Genomic DNA, 25,744 nt, shown 5'->3' on the forward strand with positions numbered 1-25,744 from the left:
TTGCGGCATTTAAGGAGGTGACTTTACATTATTTTTCGCTTTACATTAGCCCAGTAATGTTTAGCTCAACATTATTGGGCGTCAAGCACTCTCCAAGCTGCGTCAACTGCTGCCCCTCTAACCATTCCTGCGGTTGCCCATTCGCCACTTGCAGGCATTGGAATACTGGTTTTTGTGATTTTTTCAAGCACGGCTCTAAAATCTGCTCCGTTGGCTGATGAAAAAGCACCGGGTACATTCTCCCAAATAATGAAAGTTGGATATTTACCATTTGTTGCTAACCTCATTTCCTCAATAATTCTAATCGCTTCCATGAACAACCCGGAACGGTTGCCCTTTAATCCTTTTCGCTGTCCGGCAATACTCAAATCTTGACACGGACTCCCAAAAGTGATTATATCCACGGGTTGTATCTCATCTCCCTTTAATTCCGTGACGCTTCCAACGTGCATTACTTCCGGGAAACGATACCTTGTTATGTCTATGCAGTTTTGCTCTATTTCAGCGGCCCAAATCGGCTTTATACGCCCTGTAAGGTATGCTGCATAGCAAAACCCGCCGATACCGTCAAATAGGCTTCCTAATGTCAATTCTCGCAATATTACCGCCCCTTTCTGCCGTTCCTCAACTTAAACATGATTATAAAAATTTCTGATTTTATCAGCTTTATAATTCTGCCTATTGCAGACTCTCTTTGTATCCTCATTTCCGGCAATTCTATTTCCTGTATCCTTTTTATAGGCTTTCCGTCCATGTATACTGCTGCATTTCTTATTTTTTCATAGTCCTTTGTCGGCATATTACCGCCCCTTTCCTTTTTACCAATCCTCCAGTTTCAAAATACGCTGCCTTTGGTTCTCTATGGTCTGTTTCATACCCTCAATTTGATTAGGCGTTACGTCCGCATTTTCAAACATAAACAAGACTTCAACCGCCCTTTCTGTACTTACCCCTCTTTTAAGGCGTGGCTTTTTGGTTTTCGGGTCAATCTCTGTCAGCCTGTGGCTCTTAAATTTCTTTTTCTTTGGCTCTTCCTTTGGCAACGCCTTTTTCATCATGCTTAGGTACGGTATCCCCGCCCCGGCTAATCCGTCTATCCTCATAAGCTACACCCCTAATATCTGATAACCCATATCAAACGCCCTGTGATATTCCATATATGCCCCTTTGCTTTCTTCCCAATCGGGCAACATATAAATAGAATCGCACATATCCAGTAGGCAAAGGCTTACTTTCATGTATTCTGCGTGTGTCGTGCTTTCCGGCATTTCCTGTAAGATTAGTGCCGGATTGATTACCTCGCACCCTTTGCACTGCTGCCTTACTTTCTTTTCTGCTTCCTTAAATTTTTCTATGTATCCGCTATCGCCTGTTATCTTCCCGCTGATGTATATTTTCATAGAATGTTGCCCCCTCTATATCGTTTAATATGTTTTCAAATATCATGTCCGACTTTCCTACATTTGCCTTTTTCCTGTATATAACTTCCTTTATCAGCTTATCAAGAAAATGTACCGCACCGTCAAACCTTACCTTGTACCCCTTTATATCCTCTGCCTTTAGGTACTGTCTGCCGTACATCTCTTTCATATCTCGCCATACATTCCACGGTATAAAGAAAAAATCATCTTGAATATTGACGCATACCCCACACAACGCCCCTAATCGGTTGTGCTTTTCCAACACGTCCATTTGTGTATCTGTCAGCACATTTCTTGTTATCCTGTCTTTGCTTGTCCTTTTTGCTTCAAATACGATTGACCTCCCACCGTGTAGGGTCCCTTGAAAATCGGGTTGCGCCGGGGTGCTAAAACGTCCTGTGAATATTCCGTTTTGGCTTTTCTTTGATACTCGGAACGGTTCGGGCGTTTTGTCTATTGCTGCTATGCCGTGCTGCTGATACATTCTGCACCCGGCTAAAATCTCCCTTTCAAAGTGCTGCCCCTGTGCGTTATTCTGCCTGTTTTTGTACTGCTGCCTTAACTTCTCTGTATCTATTGGCATTTCCCTTGCCGTCTGCCATGCCCTTAACTCTCTTTCTGTGTCCGAATCGGTCACAAATCCGTTATTTCCCATGCTTTACCGCCTCCCATTCCACCAACTGCAGTACCTTAATATTGTTAATCTCATACATAAATGTTACTTGCTGCCTTTTAAACGAATGTACCGCCAAAATATCCGTTATTGTTACCTCTGCCGTTTTTGCTGTTACGGGGCCGCCAATTACCGCTACGCCCTCATAAAATGTAATATTGACTTTATCCCCTACCTCATATGGGCAATGTGCTACAAATGCCGACTGCTACATATTCTTTTCTCCTTTCTTTTCTGTGCTTCCAATTCCCCTTTGCTGCAATTAGATTTCATACAGATTTCATGTATTTTTAACGTGTAATACTCTTTCCCCGGCTCTGCTCCCCATTCTTCCCGACCTGTCTTTATATCCAGTGTGCATAATGCTATAAATTCCGGTCTACTGCTGCCGTATCCGTTCCTAAATCTGATTTCCCTTTTATCGCCCCCACTGGGTATAGCAGAATAAGGGTACATATCAAATATTTTCTTGAAACGGCTTATGTAATACGGCTTTATCTCCCTGTATTCTTCTTTCTTTTCCCCGGACAGAATCATATAAAACCATTTACCCATTATTGGAAGTGTCAGCATTGTTTTCCGCTCCCCTCTATCATCTTTTTGTAGCAGTACAGGGTTGCTTTTACATCCTCTAAAGAATCGTGTGCCTTAAATTCATATCCATAATACTTTGCACACTTTGTAAGGCTCTGCCGTTTGTAAGAATCGTGGAAGCTGTCGTATTCGCCGTATATCCTTGCAAACATTAACATAGGGTCAACCCATTTTCCGGGGTCTATGTAGATTCCGTAAGCCTTTAAAAATCCATTTTCAAAATCTGCATTATAGGCTATAACTTCATCTGCTGCCGTCAATATTTCTTTTACCTTTTCCCGGCATAATTCAAACGGCGGTTTACTCGTTACCCTGTGTGGCGTAATTCCGTTTATCTTCTGTGCTGCTTCCCATGTGCTGTGCCTAAGCGGTTTACAATATGTGTTGTAAAGCGTATTGTAATTTTCATCAATGATAGATACCTGCAGTATTTCATCAATCCCCGCTTTTAATCCTGTTGTTTCAAAATCAATTACCGCTATCATGCCTGTATTTCTCCTTTCCTCATTCTCTGTTTTATCCTGTCTTTAATGCTTGTCAGCTTTTTCTCTGCTTCTAGCCGTTCCTCTGCCAATCCGCAATAATACGGGTCAATCTCAAACCCTATAAAGTCGTGTCCTGTCCTGTGTACTGCTATCAGACAACTACCGCTTCCGGCGTGTGTGTCTATAATCTTATCCCCGGCGTTTGCGTAACGTCTGATAATCATTTCATACAGTCTTACAGGCTTTTGGTTCGGGTGTATGCGTATTTCCTTATTCTTCATATCGCCCTGTAGCATACCATTCCAACGAAAAGCAAACTTTCTTACCGCCGTGTCAAAACTGGTCCATGCTAATTCACAATCCGCAAAATCTGTATACTCATTCTGCTTATCCCATACAATCCAACAACTGCTATCTATCGGTATCCGGCTTATAAAATGGTTAGCACCGAATATAATTTGATTCTTGCTTATCCTAAACAGTTCTTCAAAGTATGCCGGCCCCGGCGCTTCCCTGTCTTTTCCCTCATACGGTTTATAATCCTGTGGAATTGCCAAACCGCCCCTATATTTATTTTTCTGTCCGGCTTCCCCTATTCCATACGGCACATCTACTATTGCCAATTCAAAAAACTTATCGGGAAACTGTTTCATACCTACCAAGCAATCCACATTATGAATTTTGTTTAACTCATACAATCTATATCACGCTCCAATCTCTGCCTTATCCACGGTCTTTTATCTAAATACTCTTTCCATGTTTCTTTTCTGTACAAATTGCCGTATATATAACGGTTGGTAAATTCAAGCTGTGCTTTGTTTGGTCTGATTCCTAAACCCTCGTTTCTTTCTGCCTGTGCGTAAAGGTGTATGCCCTTATGACGTTTTAACCTCTGTACCCTGTAGTCTGCTTCGTCTAGGTCTTTCCGCACCAACACATATATAAATAACCTGTACGGCTTTATACCTCTGCTGCCTAACATTTCCGCTACCCTGTCAATGCTTTCTATCTGCCCTATTGTGTCGCATGAAAACCGAATCCACTTTATCCAGTCCAACCCCGCCAATATATCCGCTACCTCTTCTGTAACTAATCTTGCGTCCATGCCTTGATTGAGGTCTATTTTCCACCCTTTGCCTATCATGTCCTTTAGCTGCTCTATGCCATATCTGCAAGCCAATATATTGTTATCCATAAGTATTAGATTAGGCGTATCGAATCTAACTAGCTGCGTCCATTTCCTGTACGGCTTTATATTCCCCTCTTTCTGCGGTACATAGCACCACGGGCATTTTCTAGGGCAACCCCTTGTAATGTACCCTATTGCATAATCACAATCGGGATATATGGAATAATCCGGGTATATATCATCTATCTCCTGTGGCAGCTTGCTTTCTATGTCGTACCCTGTACCGCCCTTTATGGTATCCGGCGGTAAATCCTTGTTTTCTTCTGTAAAGTCAAATATCTTTGAGGAATAAACACGGTCATAGGTCTTTACAGGGTCCCACCATTCCACGGTATCCCCCTTTGCCTTATGATAAGCTGATATTTTCATAAGGGCATAGTTTGGGAACGTCTTAGCCTTTTTAAAGTGTTCTTTTTCGCTGTCATGCAATCCTATAATCACTTTGCCCTATCCCTCACTTTCCGCATTTTCAGATACACGCTCCACCCTGTATAATCGTTGTACTGAAAATCTATCTTTGTAGGCTCATACCCCTTATATACCTTTCTCCAGTATTCTTTATCTTCCGGGGTCTTTGCCAATGTGCAAACCTTTTTGTAACTGTATTTGCTGTCGTTTTTCCTTACCTTTGGTTTTTTCAGATTCATAGAGGTACTCCACTTCTTGCACCCCTTTTTACGCTTGTTTATGTAATTTACTAACCCCTCTATGCCGTTCTCATTAGGCTGTAGCCTGTCGCAATTTACAAACCCCAAGTAATCTACATTTTTCCTGTATTCCGGGTCTTTTGCCTTTTTCCAGTTAATCCGGGTCTTGCTCCACATCAACTCCAAATCATCACGGCTTAAACCGCCATTTATGATAATATGGTGGTGTATCCTTACCGCCTTAGTGTTTTTATCCTCTATGCCCTCTAGGGTCAACTGCTGCCCCTCTTCATCTTCCGGGGTGTACTCTGTCACAAGCATATATTTCAAGTCCTGCCCCGTTTCCCTCTTCATCTTCCTTTTTACCCTGTCCAAATAGTTGTGTACGTTCCTTTCTGCTTCCTCTAGGGTAATAGGTAAATGCTTTTCATTGTATGTTGCTGATATATGTAAATCATCTGCCCCAAAATTGGTATTGGCTATCTGTACAAACCGCCTTTTGCTTCTCTTATCATTCAAATTTTTCTGCTGTGTGCTGCTCTTCCCTTTTTTCTCTTTCCCCGCTTCCGGCTTATTGGTTACATGGATTATATCAACCTCTAAATATTCCTCTCCGCAATATATTTTTTTCTCTCTTACAAAACTTTTCCTCATGCTATCATTCTCCTTATACTATCCCTTGCATAAGGTACACCAACTAAAACATATACTTACACAACTATACATACACATAATATACTTGTGTAAGTATACCCTATAAGTTATGCCCTAGATGTTAATACCCCATACAAGGTCCGAAACGTGCTACTTTTTTAGCCTTTTGGCACGTTTCTTTAGGCTTGCTTATTGACTTTCAACACGCCTTATAGTATAATTTGAATAGGTGTAATTATTGCTATAAGGCAGCAATGAAAAGGTGTTTGCGTCAGCCACTATGCAAACGCCTTTTCTTTTTGTTCTCCTTTCCTGTATACTTTTGTTGCAAAATCCGCTGTCAAATATCCCCCGCAGTCCTTATGCCTTGCCATATAAGCACAACTAAGCAATGTATGATTGCATTTAAGGCAAGTCAGCTTTAAGTACGGATACGGCGTTATCTGTACATCCAGTGCGGGTAGATATGGTATTTCCCTTTCTGTATCAACGCAGTACCTCATGCCCTCTACAAAATCGGGAAAATCTATCATATTGCCGATTACCTTTATATCCTCTGTCTGTAAATCCGCAATCCCTAAAATCTCGCCGTTTATTATGTCTACCGCTGTTTCTGTGTCCTGTATGATGAAATAGCCTATTTCCTGTTCTGTTTCGTAAAGTAATATGTCGCTTTCAAAAATTCCACATTTCCGGCGGTCTACCGCCCCTGTATCCCTACATAGCGTTTCTATGCTTATCTCATATACATTTGCACCCGGATAACCGCCCTTGTCTATGTAATGACCTACGGGGCGTTTTGCCCCGTCTACTGGTCTAATTGGCGGTTCTGTTATATAATCGCCCTGTACCCATATAGGGCAAGGCGTGTTACTGCTTTTGGCTCTCGCTTTCATGTACCGCCCTTTCTGCAACTGCGCCTATAATTTCCATTAGCAAAGTATCATCTATCCCCATAGGGTCAACGCATGGTAAAAGCTGATGTATAATTCCGTCCGGGTCAATCCAACGGAAAACAACCACACCTGCCAACCTTACTTTTACTGTTTCTCCCTCGAATCCCGGCAATGTGTTGTATTCCCTGTCTACCGTTGCACGGTCAACGACAAACTCCCTTACCTCGCCGTCAACTAACAGGGTTACAATATCCCCGGTGTACATCCGCTTGCCGTGCTTGTCCGTGTATTCTGTTTCTTCTCCAAGTGTTGTAGGGTCAATGTCGTAAAAATCGCCGTTTGGCGTTCCTATCTCTGCTATTTCCTCTGTTTCAAAACCGTATGAGGGCATACCGTACACCCACTTATACGCCTGTTTTTTCCTGTCAAAAGTTAAACCTCTATATTTCATCTGCTGCCTCCTTACGGCTTGATTTCAAGCGGATATTGTGCCTTTATTTCCCTGTTTCGTGCTACATTTGCCTGTAATAGTTCCTGTGCTTCCTGTATCTCTTTTTCCGTTGGCTTTCTGCCCTGTGCCTTTGCTGTCATTTCCTCAAACCGCTTTATATCTTGTCTTAATGCCGTATCCGTTGCCGATATGGTATACACCGCCTTGCAACGTGGGCATTTCAGATAGTAATATTCAATATCGCCTACCTTTTTCCATTTTGGCTTTTCTTTATTGATTATCCGATTGCACTTATCGCACTTGATTATTGGCTTGCCTTTTTTCCTCATGCCAAATATCTGCATATAGCTTTACCTCCTGTTCTGCTGTGGGGTGCTACCGCACCCCGGCAGTTTTATTCTTCCTCTTCGTCCACTTTGATAGAAGATGAAAATGCACAAGCGGGGCGAACGCCAGAGTTGCCACCGTACGCATAGCCGTCGCCGAGCGTGCCGTCCGTACCCACAATGCGAGCAAAATTATTTATTGTGCTGTCTGCCGTAATGAGCCACCACCAATCATGTACATCCCTCATATACTTGCGATACTGTCTGTACTGTTCGCAAGTAAGTAAAAATACCTTGTCCGTACTGCTGCCATAATCCTTTAATCCATCATCTGTAGTCAAATCCTGTATCTGCTCTAATATAGCGTCCTGCCCGATTCCCTTTGCTTTCAGTTCTTCATACAAGGCATTTAAGAATTTCCCGTTAAGTCGTTCCCTCAAACTGCTTTTCTTCCAGTCGTTGCTTCCCCCATCATCAAACGCCCTTTTCTCTAAAATAGTGTCAGCAATGCAAAGCGTCTTTCCCTCTTCCTGTGCTAATACGTTCCATGCCATTCCACCGATTATTACGGTGCTTCCTACCTTGATTTCTGCTAACTGTTTCATTGTTCTTTTCCTCCTATTTTTTAGAATAAATTGAATGTAACTTTATGCTTCCACGCCTTTTTATGCTTTCCTCGGTATGTATGCCTGTATCAAAGAACGCGCAAAAGGTTGTACCGCCTATAACACTGGTTGCTATGATGTATTGCCCTATATTGTGAAACTCACACCGCTTTACGTTCCTGTAAACTACGGTATATTTTTCTGTCCGGCTTTGTGCCATGCCTACGCTCCTTTCCTGCTGCCTATCTTAATTTTTCTATTGCCTTGTCCTCTTCTCTTATGTCCTCTGCTGCCTGTACAATCTGCTTATAATCCTCTTTCAATATGTCTGCTGTCATTTCCAAGACTTCAAGCGGTAAACATTCGTCTATAACCTCGTTGCCTACCATATCAGCCAACTCCCTAGCCGTTTCCTGCAGTTCTTCCATTGTGTACGCCATGCCTACACCGTCCTTTGTGCCACATCTGCCCGGTAGGGTGTGCCTCCACGTTGCAACTCATTGTAAATAGTCGCTCTATGAAAACCGATTGTATCAGCAATCACTACTACCCTTGCCCCCTGCTCTACCATTTTTTCAATTTTCTTGCGGTCCTCATAATTCAACCGCCTATTGCCTTTTTTCACGTTCTTAACACCTCCTACCGTTTTTGCAAATAAAAAAGGAATGTGCCAAAAGTCCGTAAACCCTCGACACATTCCCTACAAAATTGTATAAAAAAAGAAATGCGATAGAGTTTTAATAACTCTTGTCGCATTTCATTTTACAATGTAGCAAAAATTTCACGCTCCTATCATTTTTCCCAACTGCTCTACAATCCCCATATTTCCATTGACGGAAATCTCTCCAACTTTTTCACAGATACGCTCCAGATATTCCAGTTCCTTCAGCTTATAAAGGGTCTGGTTTTCATCCATCAGCCTGGCTGTGTTGAGCAGGGAGCGGGTGGACGCCACCTCTTCCCTTCTGGAAATCACATTTGCCTGGGCCGTTTTCTCTGCCACAAGCACGGAATTCATAATCTCCCGAATTTCTCCGGGCAGAATAATATCTTTGATTCCGGCAGCCAGGAAAGTAATGCAGAACATTTCCTCTTTCTCCTGTAATGCATGATAAATTTCTCTGGAAATCTGCTCTTTTTTCTCTAATATCTCATCCAGCTTATAATTTCCCACAATCTCCCGGATCACAAGCTGCACGGCGGAATAAAGCTGCCCTTTCATGTCTGAAACTGCTGCAGCAAATTCCACAGCATCTTTTATTTTGTACATGCAGGCAACATTCATCCGAATCCCGATTTTATCCCTGGTAAGAATCTCCTGTCCTACAATATCCAGCTCGCGCTGTCTCATATCAAACACCTGGTATGTCACCTCATGAATATAATTCCAGAACCGGTACACTCCCCTGGAAAGCTGACCCTGAAGCATATTATCATAATACACAAGTCCTGTTTCCCCTTCTCCCACTGAGATTACCGTATACAGATTTCGCGGAATCATGGCCAGCATCTGTTTTGTGACCTCCGGCCCCATTGCAGTTTCTTCCATGGAAACTGTCTTGATTTCACGTTTTTCAAATACGTTCCAGAACGTGTATTCCTTCCTGTTTGCAAAGGAAGTCAGCTTTCCATTGATGAACAAAAAGCCGGCAGCCCCGTCGGGAATTTCCATATGTACGGTAGATGCCAGAAACGCAGGATCTTTGGCAAGCACCTGATAAGGCACATCCAGGTAATCCACTTCTCCTTCCATTTCCTCAATTTCTATCTGATAACCCAAGGTTCTGGAAAAATGATACGTTCCGGAGGTTATCATTTTCTGGAAGACGCCATTTTTTAATACAAACCCGGCCTGGTTATCTTTCACTATATACTTCATATTTTACCTCCCATCTGCATCCCTCATTCTTTGGCTCACCGCGGAAAATCGGTTGAGCAGGCAGCAGAAGGAATTTCTGACCTGCTGTGGAATGATTTTTGTTCCGGACATGATACAGGCGGTACGCCTGATCCGCTTATAAAAACCACCCTGCTGCATGGCTCAATTCCAACTGCATGCTTGCGGTATCCCCGATTTTCAGGCGGCCTGCCAACTGCATGCTCCGCTTCCAAAAATGCATTGTCTTTTGCTTCACCTTGCGCCGTAAGGCTGCAGGGTATGCCGCTTCACCTTGCGCCGTAAAGCTGCAGGATATGCCGCTTCACCTTGCATCTATGGCTGCGGGCAATGCCTGAATTCAGGATAAATCATTGTCTCAGAGCGGATTCGAACCGCAGGCCTTTAAAGCCTTTGCCATTTTATGTTGTGTACTCTACCCACTGAGCTACCGTTGACACGGGAGGGATTCGAACCCTCGACAGCACAAATTACTCCTTAACCCCATGTTAAGTTGTGTGAAATATTTATGGTATACCTGACAGCACGCTGCAGGCACCGCCGGGCAGAGACTAACTCCCGATGCCCTGGCATAAATAAATAATTTCCTGAATCATAACCCCTTTACGCACCCCTGCTGTTTCCAACGCAAAGCTATGCATATTCCTATCACTGAAATGCTACCCCTTTACCACTCCCACTGTCTTCAATTTACGAATTGGGGTAACAAGCTCCGACTGCTGCGCCATGACCTCATCAATATCTTTATAGGCAAACCGGCATTCCTCCGGCACATCATTCTTTTTCCGCTTTCCCAGAACAATTCCCTGTTCCTTTAAATCTACCATCACCTGCTCCACGGAAAAAGCCTGCATTGCCCCTGATCTGGAATAATTCCTGCCTGCCCCGTGGGAAGATGAACAAAAGGATTCTTTATTCCCTTTTCCTTCCACCACATAGCTGTAAGAGCCCATAGCTCCCGGTATCACGGCAAGCTCTCCTTCCCGCACTCTGGTAGCCCCTTTGCGGTGCACCCATACGTTGGCGCCGTAATGATTTTCCAATGCGGCATAGTTGTGATGGCAGTTGATTTCCTCCCCAAATTCCACCTTAAGGCCTGTATGCTTTTCCATCACTTCTGTTACTATTTCACATATTTTTCCCAGCATGCGTGCACGGTTTTCAAAGGCATAGTCCATGGACAGATTCATCCAATTGATATACTGCTGCCCTTCCTCAGAATGTACCGGCAAAAAAGCCAGGCGGTACTCATCCTTTATCTCGCTGTGCCATTTCTGGTTCAGTTCTCTGGCTGTCTCATGAAAATAATCACACACTGCCTTCCCCAGATGACGGCTTCCGGAATGAATCATAATGCAGAAATATCCTTCGGTATCTTCCTGAAGCTCTATAAAATGATTTCCTCCGCCCAAACTTCCCACCTGAAAATATCCGTCCTCGATCAAAGGCAGCAATTCCGGATTCTTCTCATATTTTTCCATTTCCTCTTTTGCCCGATCCAGGGTTTCTGAACTTTGGGGCGTCTTATACCGTTCGGTATTTAATGGAATTGTCCGCATAATATTTCCAATGATTGCCTGAATCACTGTGCCGTTGCCTGTCTGGATGTCCCTTATAGCCTCCATAGGGATATTGGTAGGTATAAAATCCATGCCGCAGCCAATATCCACGCCTACTGCATTTGGAATCACCGCATCCTTTACCGCAATCACTCCGCCGATTGGCATTCCTTTGCCTGCGTGGGTGTCTGGCATCAGACAGACCCATTTATGGATAAAAGGAAGCTGTGACAGGTGATATGCCTGTTCCAGACAATTTTCCTCTAATTGTTCCTGATTTTTTAGCCATATTTTCACCGGAAACCTTGTGTTTTCATTATATAATACAAACATATCATCCTCATCCTTTCTTGTTTGCTGCTGATGGGAATATTATATACAAGATTTGGTAATTTATCATTTCAAAAAAGTTGCGAACTCTGGCAATGCCGGGGATTTTCCATTCCCAATTTCGGCTATGGCAGGGCTTAAGGCCATAGGATTAGAAAAGAGCTTATCGGCACAATGCTTACCGAAAGCTCTTTTGTTATATTCCTAATTGATTATGGGCAAACAAAATAATCAAATGGCTCTTTTGCATCTATAAATATGATCTCTATTTCCCCTGTAATATCTTTCAGCCATTCTCCCAGGTATTCCATCCCCATCTCTTCACTTCTCTCATGGCCAAGAACCAGCATTGCTTTATTCATGCCAAGGGCTTTCGCATCATTAATATACGCACTTAATGTCCATTCCGTAATATCTCCGCACACAGCCACATCAATATCTAATTCCCTCATATGCTGCATTGGACGTTCCTCAATCCCAAGGCCGAGACTGCCTCCTCCAACATAGACGCCAACACGTCTGACCGTCACATCCCTGTTCCCGACAAACTGAATAACCTCTATCCCTATTTTTTCCCTAAACTCTTTTGATAAATTTTCCAGTGTAGTTTCCGGGATTTCATAGCTTCCGCCAAATTCCTGTTCGTTCCCCTGATATGGAATCCGATATTTTTTCCAATCCATTTTTCGTTCAAACCCACGATAAATTCCATCTTCATCCACAGACATATGCATATGATCATGAAAACGCCAGATTGTGATCTGATGATCCTCGATTAGTTTTCTTTTTGCTGCATATACCTCATCATTTTCCAGCCATCCTGTCGTATCATGCCCGGTATACCATGTAGGCTCGTGCGTTATAATAAAATTTGCTCCTATTTTTATTGCTTTTTTTATCACTTCAACTGTTGCCATAAATGTAGTGACAATTTTAGTTACCTCTCTGTTCGGATCTCCGCACATAACATGGTCGCAGGTTTGCTCTGGAGAAAGCTGAACGCCTGTTTTTTCAATAATTCCATCTATAACTTCCTGTATCTTCATTTTCATCCGCTCCCTATTCCATTTTGTTTTCCATTTGCACAATCCATTCCATAGCCTTCAAAAGCCATTTGTTCCAAAATATCCAATCATGATTTCCCTCTTCTTCATAATAATTTATGGGAATGCCCAACGCTTTCAGATCATCTCTCATGTTACGATTTTTCTCAATTACAAAATCCTCTGTTCCGCATGCCATAAAAATTTCCGGAACTCGTTCTTCCCTCACAGCCTCTGCCGCGCATACCAGTGGATTATTTTTACTTTCTTTCAACGTATCCAAGTTACCAAAAACTCTGGAATAGTATCCATAACCTGCCATTCCATCAAAATACCCCTCTTTTTTTCCTGCAATATCATCAACGATATATGCGCCTGATAATGCAACAATCTTACCAAAAATCTCCGAATAAACGAGTCCATTTCTTAAGGCGCCAAACCCTCCCATGGACAATCCGCCAATAAACGTCTGATCTCTTCTGGTTGACAACGGAAATACTTTTCTTGTATATTCAACTAACTCTTTTATGAACTTCCCACCCCTTATTTCAGCCCCATTGTTGTCTACATAAAATCCATTTTCACCTGACGGCATTACTACTGCCATATTATATTGCTCTGCCCAAAGCCTGATATTTGAGTATGTAAGCCAATCTTTTGAATTTCCGCTAAAACCATGAAGCAGATATAGGGTTGGAAATACTTCTGGCTTTACCACATTGGGAACTCCAGCATTTTCTACCGGAAGGATAACGGTCACATCCGTCCATCTCTGCAGCGTGTCCGCTGCAAACGTCATTTCAATTAATGCCATATTTTTCTACCTCCTGTCTTTTATTCTGCCGCCAGCTCCACGCTTCCCGCTCTTCTTTCCTCCAGATCCGCTTTAATCTGTGGATATTTTTTGTCCAGTGTATAAAACAGATTGATAATAATAATAATACCAAACATAATTGCCGGAAGTCCAATAAAATTCATAGCAACTGCATTTTTTGCCGCTTCTGTCTGCACAGCCGCAGTTCCATCATATCCCCCAAGATTTAAAATAAAGGATGCCAGCATCCCTCCGATGGAACCGCCAACTTTTACAGAAAATCCAATAAATGACATCAATGCTCCCTGTACACGTTTTCCGTTTTTCCATTCACCATAATCAATGGATTCTGCTGTCATTACATAACAAACATTGTTCGGAACAGCCCCTCCAATTCCTGCAATGAATGCAAATGCGTATACAACAATCGAATTCAGCCGAAAAACATACATCCCTATAGAAGCTGCAATATATAGCGCCGCACCGACAAACAAAAGATTTCTTTTTCCAAATTTCAACGCAAGTTTTGGCATTACCAAAGCTACCGGTATCGCAACAATTGTTGAAATTGCAAGAAGCTTAGACGCAATCTCTATATCCTCCATAACATATTGGGCATAATATAACTCTGCTTTTTAAAAATTTTTATTTCAAACATTGTTGATTCTAAAACTTCATGGTAAACTAACCATAGCCATCCATATCATTACAGGAGCAGAAAAACAAATGTCTAATTTTCAGGAACTGATTAAAAATTTTTCCAAAACAAGAGAATATGTCAGGGATTTTTTTGTCTATGGCTTTAAAACCCGAAATGAATTCATGGATAAAAGCCCCCGCACCTACGATAATGAACGCAGAAGGCTGGAAAGCTGGCTTGGCCCTTTCGTACAGAAGGATTATGTGTCCGGCGGCTTTAATATTTCCCTTGCCATTGACAGCAATCTTCTGGATTTCAATCCCCTGTTTCGGGTATGGAAAACCAAAAGCTTCACTGACAACGATATTGTGCTGCATTTTCTGATTCTGGATCTGCTTCAGGACGGGCGGTCATTGACTGCAGAAGAAATTACAGACTGCCTGCTGACCGAATACGAAGCGTTTTTTGACATTCAAACCGTCCGCCGCAAATGCAACGCTTACCAAAAAGAAGGGCTTCTGAATAAAGAAAAAAAGGGGAAAACCGTCCTGTTTTTCCTGGACAATACCCTGGCCCGCTGGCTGAAATCCAATGAAACTGTTATGGATGCCCTGGCTTTCTATCAGATGGCGGGCTGCTTCGGCGTGATCGGAAATGAAATTCTGGAACAATTGGAGCAATCGAACCGAAGCTTTCGGGTAAAACACAGCTTTTTCGTACATACACTGGAAGATGAAATCCTTCTGGCGCTTTTTGACGCCATGAACCGAAGATTCACGGTAGAACTGGAAATAAAGAGTTCCAAAAAAGGTCTGGTAAATACTGCAAACTGCACCCCGCTGCAAATATTTGTCAGTTCCAGAAGCGGCAGACGGTTTCTCTGCGGATATGTCAGCAAAAGCAAACGGTTTACCTGTTTTCGTCTGGATACCATCAAGCATGCAGTTTCTCTGGAGCCTTCACCGGAATATGAAGACCTGCAGAATAAACTGGAACGGAACCGCCGCCAGCTCTGGGGCGTATCTTTTCAGGGGACAGAACGCCATCATCTTGACGTCTTAACCATGACATTGCAGGTAGAAGAGCCTGGGGAACTCTATATTGTTGACCGGCTGAAACGTGAGGGCAGAGGAGGCGATGTCACAAGGATTGCAGAGAATACCTGGCAGTACCGGCGAGAAGCTTTTGACTGCAACGAAATGCTGCCCTGGATTCGAACCTTTACCGGGAGGATACTGTCGCTGGAATGCACGGCGAAATCTGTGGAACAGCGCTTTTACCATGATTTACAAACTATGTATCAAATGTACCAGATAGGAGAACACACAAATGGAACTGTTTTCTGAAATTTACAGCTGTTATTATCAGGTGCTGCGCCACTTACTGACCTGTCAGAGCGCCCTCACGATAGATGAGATCCGCAGCCAGATCTGCAAAGAAGGATTTGAAGAAAGCCTACTTGCCATCATTCCCAAACTGGAAAACGGAAGCTGGAATTTATTTGAAAAGAATCACAATCTCTATCTTTCCAAAATAAATTCTGGATTTCTCACGCCCCTTTCCAGCCTTCAGAAAGCTTATCTGAAAGCATTGCTGTCTGACCCCCGTATGTCGCTCTTTTTAGACCAGGAACAATTTGAATCTCTGGGCGATATGCTGAATTCTGTGGAACCTCTCTGGCGTCAGGAGCAAATTTACTATTATGACCGGTTCACGGATGGAGATCCTTACACGGATGAAACATACCGCAATCATTTCCGTACCCTGCTTTCTGCTCAAAAACACCGTCAATATGTAGATCTCGACTACAATTCTCCCAGCGGAACCCGAGTGCATCACTATTATGCGCCTGCACGTCTGGAATATTCGGTGAAAAATGACAAGTTCCGTCTGCTTGCCCTGAAACAAGTAAAAAACGGCAGAATGCGCCTGGAAATCTTAAACATTGCCCGCATCCAAAAGGTCTGCCTTACGGATAAATATTTCACTTCACAGATTGACTTAAATGCCTTGATCCAGGATTCTTATTATAAAGAACCGCTCCAGCTACATATTATCAACAAGCGCAATGCCCTGGAACGGGCTATGCTGCATTTTGCAAATTATAAGAAAAACACCAGAAAAATTGGAGAAAACACTTATGAATGCCTGATTTACTACAATCAGGCAATGGAAACGGAATTGTTGATTGAGGTTCTGTCCTTCGGCCCTATGCTTAAGGTAATTGGAAATGACAGGTTTCTTGCCAGTCTGAAAAACAGGCTTAAGAAGCAGATGGGAATGATGCCTCCTAAGCCATGAAATGAGAATGCACGCTCTAATATGTTACAGCTATCCTGCCAATAATATTCAGATTTTTACCAGTTTTTCCATTTTGACCTGTAATATATACTGCATATTCTGCCTTTTCATTGATTGAAAATGTATATGCCACAGACCCTTCTATAGATTCAACATACCTTCTTTTTCCATCCTTAAGATTTACGATACCTGCTCGAAAAGAATCTTTTGCACTATCTGACGAAAGTGTTACCCGGATGGAAGCCCCTTTATTTAAAGCCACCTCATGAAATTGTGCTTCCCCGTTCCCTGCTATTGTAACGTCAACATTTTTATTCCCTCTTGTTATTAAAAAGAAATTTTTCCTTTCTTTGCTTTCCCCTGTTTCAATTGATAAATCTTCCTCATATTCTATGAATTCATTATTATAGCCATCAACTACACTATACATATTCTCTAAACCATCTGTAAGATGATTTTTAACATTTGATATATTTATTATTGATGCATATGTAACCATCGGGCACATGAAAATAAATAATGCTGTGCTTAAAACAACAATACCCTTACGAATTTTTTTCTTTCCCCTCATAATATGTGTAATTCTCCTTTTCATATACTTTTCTTCCCTATTAGAAAATCCAGTAATATTTATATTCGTTTGCTCAGATTCCAGCATACATAATATCAATTCCGCATATTGGCTACGCACATTCAAATCGCAATCCTTTATCACAGCTTCATCACATGCTATTTCGCTAAAATTAAAAAAATCCTTTTCAAAATAGCTTAAAACTGGATTATACCAATGCAATCCTCTTATCACTACCATGAATATACGATATAAAATATCAACCCTTTTGCAGTGAATTATCTCATGTTTTAGGATAAAATACAAATCTTCTTCATTAAATTTCATCGGAGGCAAAATAATTTTCGGTTCAAGTATACCTATTGAAAATGGGCTTGCGATTATTTCATTTCGATAAATTTTAATTTCCTTCCTAACATTCAGTTCCCATACTAAATTATTTCTAACTTCATTTATGGAATCTTCTTTGCATTCTTCAGAATATTCCATAATACGTTTTATTACAACTCTTTCACGTAATATTCGGATTCCGCAGTTTAATACCGCCCCAATGAGCCAAACCGCAAAAATCAATAAAATATAACCTTTTATTTCATCACTAAATAAAAGAAATTTAGTATCAGAAACCTTCATCTGCACAAAATCATCAGATACTATTTGCAATTGATAAATTTTAACACTATTTTTTATTATAACGTATGATAATGCCATCGCTGGAAACAGAAAAAAAATCACTAATACCCTAAATAAAAAATACTCATATTTGACTTCATAACCTTTAAGACATATATTAGTGAAAATTTTTGTAAAAACAAACAGGAAACTTCCTGATACCGAAACTACTAACATTATTTCTATAAAAAAATATTTGTCATCCATTTTTTAGTTCTTGTAATAATTGTTGTACCTTTCTCAATTCTTCTTCTGATAATTTTGTCCGCCCACAAAAAGCGGCAATCATCCCCTCCAAAGATCCTATATCAAATTCCTTCCTTAATTTTGCTTTAATCAAAATTTGCTCATATTCCAGTTTGGATATTTTAGGCATATAAAAATAATGCCTGCCCTTTTGTACAATGTTTACCAACCCTTTTTCTGTAATTCTATGTAAAATAGTTGTTTTTGTACCTAATGCCTGGCTAAAATTAGCGTATAATTCCTCGCTGCTTATTCCATCTGGATGAGCCCAAATAATTTTCATAAATTCTAATTCTGTTTTTGAAAGTTTTTTTATTCCAAATTCCTCTATTGGCTTCTGTGCTTTTTTCCCCATAGCGCTTTTTCCCTTTACTTTTTCCTTTTATATTCTATCATACAAATGGAATTTTGTTAAGCGCATTAGTATACAAAAGGGTAAAAGCATAACTCATTTATAGTTAGTACTTCTATCCTTTTCTATGAACAAGTTTATTTTGTGCAGTAATTAAATACCAAGAACAAACTTACTTTTTAGGGTTAATTACTTATTTACCTTCCATAAAATTTAACAGATAATGGCACAAAGAAATATGGACAATTTCCAACACTATGCTCTACTAAACTTTGTTCCCCCCCATTTAGATTTTATCATATTACCACTTAATCTAATGACATTTCCACTATGTTCATTTCCATTTCCAGGATAATATGCTTTCTGTCCTGTAGCAGTAGGAGAATTAGATGCTTTTAATGAATAACTTCCATCACTCCAATATCTTGAAGGATCATTCATCCATACTGTAAGGTTTCCGGCCCATGCATACGCATGGCAATTATATTTAATCGTCGCATTGCCCACAACTGAGGCCCCAGGATAGTTTGCTTCGATACTTCTTTTTACAGCATCCCGATTATTATATGCTGTACCTGTCCGCACAATAACAGTAACCGATGAACCATTAGGGGTTTTTACTGTTGAACTATAATCATAAAGTTCTATTCCTTGTTGTTCTGCAAGGCTTTCATAATAACCAGAATATGATAAAGATGCAGACTCCTCTTCATTAGACAATTGCTTTTCATAGTTATTATCAACCAATATCTCCAGTTCTGATAAACCTTCCTCTGATAAAGTCTCTATTACTTCCGGCTGTGCCAGAATAGTTTCTAAATATAATAATTCTAATGATTCATCAAATTTCTCATCCTCATCACCTATGCTAAAAATCTGATATAAATCAATATTTTTATAAGCCTCTACTAAATATTCACCCGAATCCTCACGCTTCAATAATTCCTGTAAACCGTTAAAATTATCTCTTACAACCTCAAACCCTTCCTGATATGTGTTATAAAAGATCATGTCGAGAAAACAAGGATAACTCAGTACGGCTGATACTAATTCAGCAGTCGGCATTTGCTTCAATACTTCTTCTGGAATCTGAGAAGCCAAAACTCTTTCACCATGATTTAACTGTCCCCACTCTTCCATACCTGGCTGTAAGGAGTACTCAAATCCTGTACACTGTGTATTCTCTGCAGCTCTGGCAGAAATTGTCATGGTACTGTTAATTATTACTACACTTAAAACAATGGCTAAAATACCTTTTAACTTCATTAATTCTTCCCCCTCTCATGTAATGTTTGAACAAAAACTACTACCAATTTCTGATATAGCGACCTTTTTCACCCTTTATCCACTGACCCCTCCTTCTTACAAAACATAAAGCCAATACTTTTTGTATATATTTACCATACCATACATATTCACTTTTGTAAACAGTAATAATTACATTTTTTTTATTTTTGTAATTTTTTTTTATTGATATGACTGACGGAAAATAACTGATTCTCATAATATATAGTATATATCCCGGAAATCAATCATGCTGTATCGTTCTACCTGCCTTTCTAAATGCATGTGCAATTTTCAGACTATCCGTTTCCTCATAAATCAATTCATCCTGCCCGCTAAGGGTCATTCCCCTGAGAATAGAAATAATTTTTATAATTCCTTCTGATTCCATTCGAATTAGAATAGGCGGCGCATTTTCCCGAATAGAAACAACTTCCACCCTATAACCATTTTCTCCAGAATCTGTCAACTGCATTCCATAATTATGAACATCTATTTTCATTCCATTTCGTAAAAATAATACAGTTTCAATCTATCGAAATCTTGACAAACCCCAAATTTAACCCTATAATAAAACAATCAATTTAAAACATTCGTTTTAGAAAGGAGCATCCATGCCCCCAAAAGCTAAATTTACCAGAGACGAAATCCTGAATGCGGCCCTGCACATCACCAGGAAACAGGGCATTGACGCCGTTACCGCCAGAGAGTTAGGAAACCAACTGGGCAGTTCCGCAAGGCCGATTTTCACTGTTTTTAAAAATATGGAGGAAGTTAGACAACTTATAATTCTCAAAGCAAAAGAGCTGTATGGGCAGTATGTAGAGGAAGGATTAAAGAGCCAGCCGCCTTTTCGGGGAGTTGGAATTGCCTATATCCGCTTTGCCAGAGAAGAACCCAGGCTCTTTTGGCTGCTGTTTATGAGCCCCGTTGATTCCAAAGATATTTCTTCCATCCTGCCTGTGATAGACGAGCATTACGACAAGATATTGCAGTCCGTCCAGGAACCCTATCATTTGGACAAAAAAACCGCAGAAAAAATCTATCAGCATTTATGGACTTATACCCATGGCATTGCCGCCATGTTTGCCACAGGGCTGTGCAGCTATACCGCAAAACAGCTGGAGGAACGTATGACAGAAATTTTTCAGGGCTTGCTGCTGCTTGAAAAAACCAGGAAAACCCAATAATTATGATTCCATACAGAAATATGCAGAAATTTTCAACTCCTCAGAAACCAAATTCATCAGAAAGGCAGAACAAAATATGATACATATTAAAAACCTACATAAATTTTACGGAACGGGAGACAGCAGAAACGAAGTGTTAAAAGGCATTACCTTAGATATCAGAGACAGAGACTTTATGGTAATACTGGGCGCTTCAGGTTCCGGCAAATCTACTCTTTTAAATGTAATTTCCGGCCTGGAATCGGCAGATGCCGGAGAGGTATGTTACAACAGTAAAAATATCTGCAGCATGAACGACAAGGAAATGACCCTCTTTCGAAAAAATGCCATTGGATATGTTTTTCAGCAATATTTTCTTCTGCCTAATCTGAATGTGGACAAAAATGTGAAAATGGGAGCAGATCTGGTGAAAAATAAAGACTACCGCAGTTTAATCGAAGCTGTAGGGCTTGCAGACAAAAGCAAAAAATACCCCCATGAATTAAGCGGCGGAGAGCAGCAGCGGGTATCAATTGCACGGGCTTTGGCAAAACAGCCAAAAGTACTGTATTTGGATGAACCTACTGGAGCGCTGGATGAAGCTACCGGCCGTATGGTATTGGATTTAATCTGTAAGCTGCAGAAAAAACTGGGATTTACCATGGTGATGGTAACCCATAACCAGAACATTGCAGAAATGGCGGATACCGTAATCTCCATGAACAGCGGCAAAATCAGAAAGCAATATCAAAATGACACTCCCAAGTCTGCATATCAAATCGCATGGTAGGAGGAAATCATATGATCGTAAGTTTCAAAGATATTTTTAAAATGATTGGCATATTAATTGTCAGCCTGTGCGCCGTCCTCGTGTCTGCCATGTTCTTAAATTATTATTCAGACCTTATCACCGTAGAGCATCTTATAACAACCGAGACTGCACAAATATTTTATGACGCACAATGCAGCACGGCGAAAGTAGTCAGCGCAGTGTCCGGCGGCTGCCTGCTTTTAACTGCCGTTGTACTTTTATGTTTTTATATTGGACATTACATCGACACCCACCAGAAGCAGCTTGGCGTCTTAAAAGCGTTAGGATACAGCAGATTTACCATAGCCAAAAATTTCCGGGCCTTTGGCCTGACAGTATTTGCAGGAACTGCCCTGGGCTATGTTGCAGCTCATCTGCTGATGCCGAAACTATACGAAATCCAGAACAAGGACGGGTATCTGCCGGAGCTTCCAATCACTTTTCATCCAAAATTGTGCATAATGCTTGTCCTTCTTCCAACAATTTTCTTTTCCCTGCTGGCAGTTGTCTACAGCTATTTTAAATTAAAGGTTCCGGCTCTGCAGCTAATCCGGGAACAATCCTTACGCAAAATTGTTCCCGCTAAAAGGGACTCGGATCTGCCCTTTTTGCAGGAACTTCAAAAAAGCAATGTCAGACAGAGAAAGTCTCTGATCTTTTTCATTGCCTTTGCCGTGTTCTGCTTTGCAGCAATGACACAAATGTCCTTCAGTATGGACAAACTGGCAAGCCGGATGATGAGTATTATGATGATGGCAATCGGACTGGTTCTTGCCGTGACAACCCTGTTTATCGCTGCAACTTCTGTCATTAAGGCAAACAGAAAAACCATTATCATGATGAAAGTTTTTGGCTACAGTGCAAAGGAATGCACAAAAGCGGTGTTAAGTGGTTACCGCCCCTGGGCGTATTTTGGATTTGTATTGGGAACGGTCTATCAATATGTGCTGTTAAAGATTACGGTAACGATCATATTTAAAGACATGGAAGGGATACCGGACTACCAGTTTGACGTTCCAATCATGCTGATTTCTCTTGCCGTATTCCTTGTCTTGTACGAAACACTGATGTTTGCCTATACAAAACAGATGGAACAATTGTCTGTGAAGGAGGTTATGCTGGATTAGAACGTACTTCCATCCTGCTCAGCCTGCCGTTTGGCGGGCTCCAGGGCCATCCTTACTAATGAAGGTACAAGCAATCTTTTTTTTGTTGCCAAATCAGTTCTTTTAGACGCTTTATTTCTCATATCTTCCGTCCCTTTCTGGTTCTCTTTCATATACCGTGTGCGTTCCGCCATCAAAGCGAAATTCATATCTTTCGCATTTTTATATTATAATCCGAAAACACTGGAAAACAACAGCAGAAGGTGACTTCATATTTTCTGCTGCTGTTTTTCATATGTACACTTATAATAACTTCTCGGAAAGCTAAGGCTTCTGCCTTCTAGCGCAGAACTGCAAGTTCCATGCGTATTTCCTCACATCCTTCTGCCGTAACCTTAACCTCTATCATGCCTTTTTCTTCTCCAGCCCGGACAGCTGCCATCACATATCTGTCATAAGCCTCCCACTCCGAATCGTCATAGCTTCCCAGGGACTGAGGATCTGCGCTGCCCATTGCCTCCAGCATGTCTGCGCCTTCCACTGCCGGTTCCATCATCATTTTTATCCACATAGATGAAACCATATCGTTTTTTCAATTCATCGGTAGTAAAAGACACTAAGTCAATGCAGCCCTAAGGGGTATAGCCCATCAGTTCCACGCCATCCTCTTCTACTGCCTTTTTCAATTGCTGAATATGTGCGCCCAAATACTCCACCCGATACGGGTCATGGCAGCTGCCGTCCGGCTCCAGCACGTCGACAGCTCCGAAACCATTTTCTACAATAAACAATGGAATCTCATACCGCTCATACAGGGAAATCAGAGCATAGCGCAGGCCCACTGGATCAATCTGCCATCCCCAGTCGCTCTTTTTCACATAGGGATTAGCCACAGAATTTGGCGAACTGCCGTCAAGGCTGGCTCCGGTATCCTTCACTGCATTGGCCTTGACTGCATTAGACATGTAGCAGCTGAAACCTAAATAGTCCACCTTGCCCTCAGCCAGAATTTCTTCATCTCCTGGTTCCATAATAATCTGGTAGCCCTTCCGCTCCCATTCTTTTTTGGCAAATGAAGGATAATGTCCTCGAACCTGAACATCGGAAAAATAGTATCTTTCGTGCATACATTCTGTAGCGGTCATTACGTCATCAGGATCACAAGAGTAAGGATAGAAAGGAACAAAGGCACACATACAGCCTATTTTAAAATTTGGATTAATTTCATGTCCCTTTTTAACCACCAGAACTCCAGCCACAAATTCATGATGAACCGCCTGATACATGGCCTCTTGCGGCCGTTCAAACTGAGAATACCGCATGCCGAAACAGGTCCATCCGAAAATATCAGCAGCCGTATTGCTCTGATTGTTAATTTGATTAAAAGTCATCCAATATTTGACCTTATCCTTATACCGTTCCATCACCGTAACGGCTTAACGTACAAAACAATCCAGTGTGTAACGGCTTAACCATCCATTATGGTTCTTTGCCAAATTGTAGGGCATCTCAAAGTGAGAAAGAGTGATTACTGGCTCAATCCCATACTTCAGTAATTCATCAAACAACTTGTCATAAAACTGCAGGCCAGCTTCGTTTGGTGCATTATCATCCCCATTGGGAAAAATGCGGGTCTATGCAATACTGGTACGAAAACACTTAAATCCCATCTCCGCCATTAAGGCTATGTCCTCCCGGTATGTATGATAAAAGTCGATGCCATTATGGTTAGGATACCGCTCTCAGGAAAGGACGCCATCTGTAATGCGCCGCAGCACATCGCCGTCCTTTACCTTGGGTGAAAAGCCTTTTCCTTTTAAAGTAACAGTTTCCAGGCCGATATGAATGAGCATTTCTACACCGTTACTCTCCAGATTAATGGCATGATGCGTATCAAATAGACCTGCCACAGTACAGTCAAAAGGAGCGTACAACTTGCCTTCAGAAGGAATGATTGCTGCACCCTGCCCCAAAATACCCCTCTGCAAAAGTAGGATCATTAACCTCACTGATAAGCTTAATCTCTCCGTTCAGGGGCGCGTATACAACAATCTCTTCTTCTTGATCTGCTGAAGCAGTTTTTACGGACTCAAGATCGGTATTGCTGCCATTATCAGAAACAGAGACCGTCGTCTTTTCGTCACAACCCATAATAAGTACCAGTTCTATAGTAATTACAATCGTGGCAATGGTTCCAATCATCATACCAGGGAAAGACATGGGATTCTGATCACTAATCGCATTAACAGTGGTCAATAAACCAGGCAGTCCTGCATAGGCATAATACATCGTATGGAACAAGCTGATAATAGCGCCTCCAATACAACCACAAATGAAAGGTTTCTTCAAACTCAGGGTTATGCCGTAAATTGTCGGCTCTGTAATACCGAAGATGCCTGTCAAACCAGAGGAGAAAGCCACCCGTTTCATCTCTTTTTGCTTGGTTTTCAGAACTACGCTAAAACAAGCAGCAGCCTGAGCAACGACTGCGCAAGTCTGGAATGCCTGAAAAGTGTCACATCCATTGGCATTGAAATTGGCGATATTCATTGGCGTAACGCCCCAGTGAACGCCAAAAATAACAAACACTTCCCAGATACCGCCTACCAGAGCGCCAGCTACAACAGGAACAGTATGAGCCAGATAGTTATAGGCTACAGCAATACCATTAGCCGCTGCATCGGAGAGGGGACCGATAACCAATATAGTAAGAGGAATCATTATGATGGCAGATACAAACGGGGTTCCAATCGCTTTGAGTACATCAGGCAAATGTTTTCCCAGAAAACGTTCCAGATAAGCCAGTACCAGCACCAAAAACAACGGCGGCAGGACAGTGGATGTATACGTGGTCTGAGCCATAGAGAAAAACAGGAATTTTATTGTTTCACCCCCCCCCGGCAATCCGAGCGGCAATCGCACCCCAATTGGCATTAACCAGCGCCCGACAACACCACATAGCAATCAATATAAGGGTTGCATTTAAAATGTTTAGACGCTGTCACAGC

The 25,744-nt window shown here is 41.6% G+C and carries 31 protein-coding genes and 2 pseudogenes; 5 read left to right on the forward strand and 28 right to left on the reverse strand.

Features of this window, described 5'->3' with window-relative positions:
• Positions 1–71: 71 nt before the first annotated feature.
• From E5329_RS19230 to E5329_RS19325, 20 genes and pseudogenes are all read right to left on the reverse strand, one after another.
• Positions 72–599, reverse strand: coding sequence for a DNA cytosine methyltransferase (locus E5329_RS19230; protein ID WP_275443478.1), 528 nt, complete (start codon positions 597–599; stop codon positions 72–74).
• A 219-nt stretch (positions 600–818) separates the two neighbouring features.
• On the reverse strand, positions 819–1,103 hold the full coding sequence (locus E5329_RS19235) for a hypothetical protein (RefSeq protein WP_135990994.1): 285 nt from the start codon (positions 1,101–1,103) through the stop codon (positions 819–821).
• A gap of 3 nt (positions 1,104–1,106) precedes the next feature.
• Complete coding sequence (locus tag E5329_RS19240) at positions 1,107–1,400, reverse strand: DUF4406 domain-containing protein (protein ID WP_135990995.1); 294 nt, start codon at positions 1,398–1,400, stop codon at positions 1,107–1,109.
• A complete protein-coding gene (locus E5329_RS19245) occupies positions 1,363–2,076 on the reverse strand; it encodes a Holliday junction resolvase RecU (protein WP_275443479.1) in 714 nt (237 codons plus the stop codon). The genes E5329_RS19240 and E5329_RS19245 overlap by 38 nt, the downstream gene beginning before the upstream one ends.
• Before the next feature lie 210 nt (positions 2,077–2,286).
• Positions 2,287–2,667 carry an ASCH domain-containing protein gene (locus tag E5329_RS19250; RefSeq protein ID WP_275443480.1) on the reverse strand — a complete coding sequence of 127 codons (381 nt, stop codon included), beginning with the start codon at positions 2,665–2,667 and terminating at the stop codon, positions 2,287–2,289.
• Complete coding sequence (locus E5329_RS19255; RefSeq protein WP_135990996.1) at positions 2,661–3,173, reverse strand: 3'-5' exonuclease; 513 nt, start codon at positions 3,171–3,173, stop codon at positions 2,661–2,663. The genes E5329_RS19250 and E5329_RS19255 overlap by 7 nt, the downstream gene beginning before the upstream one ends.
• Positions 3,170–3,826, reverse strand: a complete 657-nt coding sequence (locus E5329_RS19260) for a DNA methyltransferase (RefSeq protein WP_135991028.1) — start codon at positions 3,824–3,826, stop codon at positions 3,170–3,172. Before E5329_RS19260 ends, E5329_RS19255 begins: the two co-directional genes overlap by 4 nt.
• Before the next feature lie 32 nt (positions 3,827–3,858).
• A complete protein-coding gene (locus E5329_RS19265; protein ID WP_135990997.1) occupies positions 3,859–4,803 on the reverse strand; it encodes a radical SAM family protein in 945 nt (314 codons plus the stop codon).
• The gene (locus tag E5329_RS19270) at positions 4,800–5,663 is read right to left on the reverse strand and encodes a hypothetical protein (protein WP_135990998.1); all 864 of its coding nucleotides are present in this window, start codon (positions 5,661–5,663) and stop codon (positions 4,800–4,802) included. Before E5329_RS19270 ends, E5329_RS19265 begins: the two co-directional genes overlap by 4 nt.
• Before the next feature lie 278 nt (positions 5,664–5,941).
• Positions 5,942–6,559, reverse strand: a complete 618-nt coding sequence (locus E5329_RS19275; protein WP_135990999.1) for a hypothetical protein — start codon at positions 6,557–6,559, stop codon at positions 5,942–5,944.
• Positions 6,534–7,010 (reverse strand): hypothetical protein, encoded by a 477-nt coding sequence (locus E5329_RS19280; RefSeq protein WP_135991000.1) that lies wholly within the window; start codon positions 7,008–7,010, stop codon positions 6,534–6,536. Before E5329_RS19280 ends, E5329_RS19275 begins: the two co-directional genes overlap by 26 nt.
• An 11-nt stretch (positions 7,011–7,021) precedes the next feature.
• The gene (locus E5329_RS19285) at positions 7,022–7,354 is read right to left on the reverse strand and encodes a hypothetical protein (RefSeq protein ID WP_135991001.1); all 333 of its coding nucleotides are present in this window, start codon (positions 7,352–7,354) and stop codon (positions 7,022–7,024) included.
• A gap of 50 nt (positions 7,355–7,404) precedes the next feature.
• A complete protein-coding gene (locus tag E5329_RS19290; RefSeq protein WP_135991002.1) occupies positions 7,405–7,941 on the reverse strand; it encodes a DUF6273 domain-containing protein in 537 nt (178 codons plus the stop codon).
• Between the two features lie 242 nt (positions 7,942–8,183).
• Complete coding sequence (locus E5329_RS19295) at positions 8,184–8,381, reverse strand: hypothetical protein (protein ID WP_135991003.1); 198 nt, start codon at positions 8,379–8,381, stop codon at positions 8,184–8,186.
• Between the two features lie 2 nt (positions 8,382–8,383).
• On the reverse strand, positions 8,384–8,566 hold the full coding sequence (locus tag E5329_RS19300) for a helix-turn-helix domain-containing protein (RefSeq protein ID WP_275443482.1): 183 nt from the start codon (positions 8,564–8,566) through the stop codon (positions 8,384–8,386).
• Positions 8,567–8,722: 156 nt separating this feature from the next.
• The gene (locus E5329_RS19305) at positions 8,723–9,820 is read right to left on the reverse strand and encodes a slipin family protein (protein WP_135991005.1); all 1,098 of its coding nucleotides are present in this window, start codon (positions 9,818–9,820) and stop codon (positions 8,723–8,725) included.
• A 677-nt stretch (positions 9,821–10,497) separates the two neighbouring features.
• Positions 10,498–11,730 (reverse strand): RtcB family protein, encoded by a 1,233-nt coding sequence (locus E5329_RS19310; protein WP_135991006.1) that lies wholly within the window; start codon positions 11,728–11,730, stop codon positions 10,498–10,500.
• Positions 11,731–11,939: 209 nt separating this feature from the next.
• Positions 11,940–12,773: a Nif3-like dinuclear metal center hexameric protein gene (locus E5329_RS19315; protein WP_135991007.1), complete on the reverse strand. Its 834-nt coding sequence runs from the start codon at positions 12,771–12,773 to the stop codon at positions 11,940–11,942.
• Between the two features lie 13 nt (positions 12,774–12,786).
• On the reverse strand, positions 12,787–13,584 hold the full coding sequence (locus E5329_RS19320) for an alpha/beta hydrolase (RefSeq protein ID WP_135991008.1): 798 nt from the start codon (positions 13,582–13,584) through the stop codon (positions 12,787–12,789).
• Positions 13,585–13,604: 20 nt separating this feature from the next.
• Positions 13,605–14,198: pseudogene (locus E5329_RS19325) on the reverse strand (MFS transporter); the annotation flags it as partial.
• A gap of 112 nt (positions 14,199–14,310) precedes the next feature.
• On the opposite strand from E5329_RS19325, the gene E5329_RS19330 reads away from it, so the two are divergent.
• Entirely contained in the window at positions 14,311–15,570 is a 1,260-nt protein-coding gene (locus E5329_RS19330) for a WYL domain-containing protein (RefSeq protein ID WP_135991010.1), read from the forward strand.
• Positions 15,554–16,525 (forward strand): WYL domain-containing protein, encoded by a 972-nt coding sequence (locus E5329_RS19335; RefSeq protein WP_135991011.1) that lies wholly within the window; start codon positions 15,554–15,556, stop codon positions 16,523–16,525. The genes E5329_RS19330 and E5329_RS19335 overlap by 17 nt, the downstream gene beginning before the upstream one ends.
• Positions 16,526–16,541: 16 nt before the next feature.
• Here the strand turns inward: E5329_RS19335 and E5329_RS19340 are convergent, their stop codons facing one another.
• The 4 genes from E5329_RS19340 to E5329_RS19355 all read right to left on the reverse strand — a co-directional run bounded on the left by E5329_RS19340 (position 16,542) and on the right by E5329_RS19355 (position 20,152).
• Positions 16,542–17,975: a M56 family metallopeptidase gene (locus tag E5329_RS19340; protein WP_135991012.1), complete on the reverse strand. Its 1,434-nt coding sequence runs from the start codon at positions 17,973–17,975 to the stop codon at positions 16,542–16,544.
• Complete coding sequence (locus E5329_RS19345) at positions 17,968–18,369, reverse strand: BlaI/MecI/CopY family transcriptional regulator (RefSeq protein ID WP_135991013.1); 402 nt, start codon at positions 18,367–18,369, stop codon at positions 17,968–17,970. Before E5329_RS19345 ends, E5329_RS19340 begins: the two co-directional genes overlap by 8 nt.
• 252 nt (positions 18,370–18,621) lie before the next feature.
• Complete coding sequence (locus E5329_RS19350; RefSeq protein ID WP_135991014.1) at positions 18,622–19,632, reverse strand: hypothetical protein; 1,011 nt, start codon at positions 19,630–19,632, stop codon at positions 18,622–18,624.
• 262 nt (positions 19,633–19,894) lie between these two features.
• The gene (locus tag E5329_RS19355) at positions 19,895–20,152 is read right to left on the reverse strand and encodes a hypothetical protein (protein ID WP_275443483.1); all 258 of its coding nucleotides are present in this window, start codon (positions 20,150–20,152) and stop codon (positions 19,895–19,897) included.
• 112 nt (positions 20,153–20,264) lie between these two features.
• Here E5329_RS19355 and E5329_RS19360 point away from each other — a divergent pair, with 112 nt between their 5' ends.
• The 3 genes from E5329_RS19360 (at position 20,265) to E5329_RS19370 (ending at position 22,757) form a co-directional block, all read left to right on the forward strand.
• Complete coding sequence (locus tag E5329_RS19360; protein WP_135991015.1) at positions 20,265–20,840, forward strand: TetR/AcrR family transcriptional regulator; 576 nt, start codon at positions 20,265–20,267, stop codon at positions 20,838–20,840.
• Between the two features lie 76 nt (positions 20,841–20,916).
• Positions 20,917–21,609, forward strand: coding sequence for an ABC transporter ATP-binding protein (locus E5329_RS19365; RefSeq protein ID WP_135991016.1), 693 nt, complete (start codon positions 20,917–20,919; stop codon positions 21,607–21,609).
• Between the two features lie 11 nt (positions 21,610–21,620).
• Positions 21,621–22,757, forward strand: a complete 1,137-nt coding sequence (locus E5329_RS19370) for an FtsX-like permease family protein (RefSeq protein WP_135991017.1) — start codon at positions 21,621–21,623, stop codon at positions 22,755–22,757.
• Positions 22,758–23,076: 319 nt separating this feature from the next.
• Here E5329_RS19370 and E5329_RS19375 read toward each other — a convergent pair whose 3' ends face one another.
• The 4 genes and pseudogenes from E5329_RS19375 to E5329_RS19385 all read right to left on the reverse strand — a co-directional run bounded on the left by E5329_RS19375 (position 23,077) and on the right by E5329_RS19385 (position 25,670).
• The gene (locus E5329_RS19375) at positions 23,077–23,295 is read right to left on the reverse strand and encodes a hypothetical protein (RefSeq protein ID WP_275443484.1); all 219 of its coding nucleotides are present in this window, start codon (positions 23,293–23,295) and stop codon (positions 23,077–23,079) included.
• Positions 23,296–23,368: 73 nt separating this feature from the next.
• Positions 23,369–24,454: pseudogene (locus E5329_RS19380) on the reverse strand (family 1 glycosylhydrolase).
• Between the two features lie 24 nt (positions 24,455–24,478).
• Entirely contained in the window at positions 24,479–24,709 is a 231-nt protein-coding gene (locus E5329_RS32845) for a PTS glucose transporter subunit IIA (RefSeq protein ID WP_330572256.1), read from the reverse strand.
• Positions 24,678–25,670: a PTS transporter subunit EIIC gene (locus tag E5329_RS19385; protein ID WP_135991029.1), complete on the reverse strand. Its 993-nt coding sequence runs from the start codon at positions 25,668–25,670 to the stop codon at positions 24,678–24,680. Before E5329_RS19385 ends, E5329_RS32845 begins: the two co-directional genes overlap by 32 nt.
• Positions 25,671–25,744 lie beyond the last annotated feature (74 nt).

This window comes from Petralouisia muris (assembly GCF_004793545.1).
GTDB classification, from domain to species: Bacteria; Bacillota; Clostridia; order Lachnospirales; family Lachnospiraceae; genus Petralouisia; species Petralouisia muris.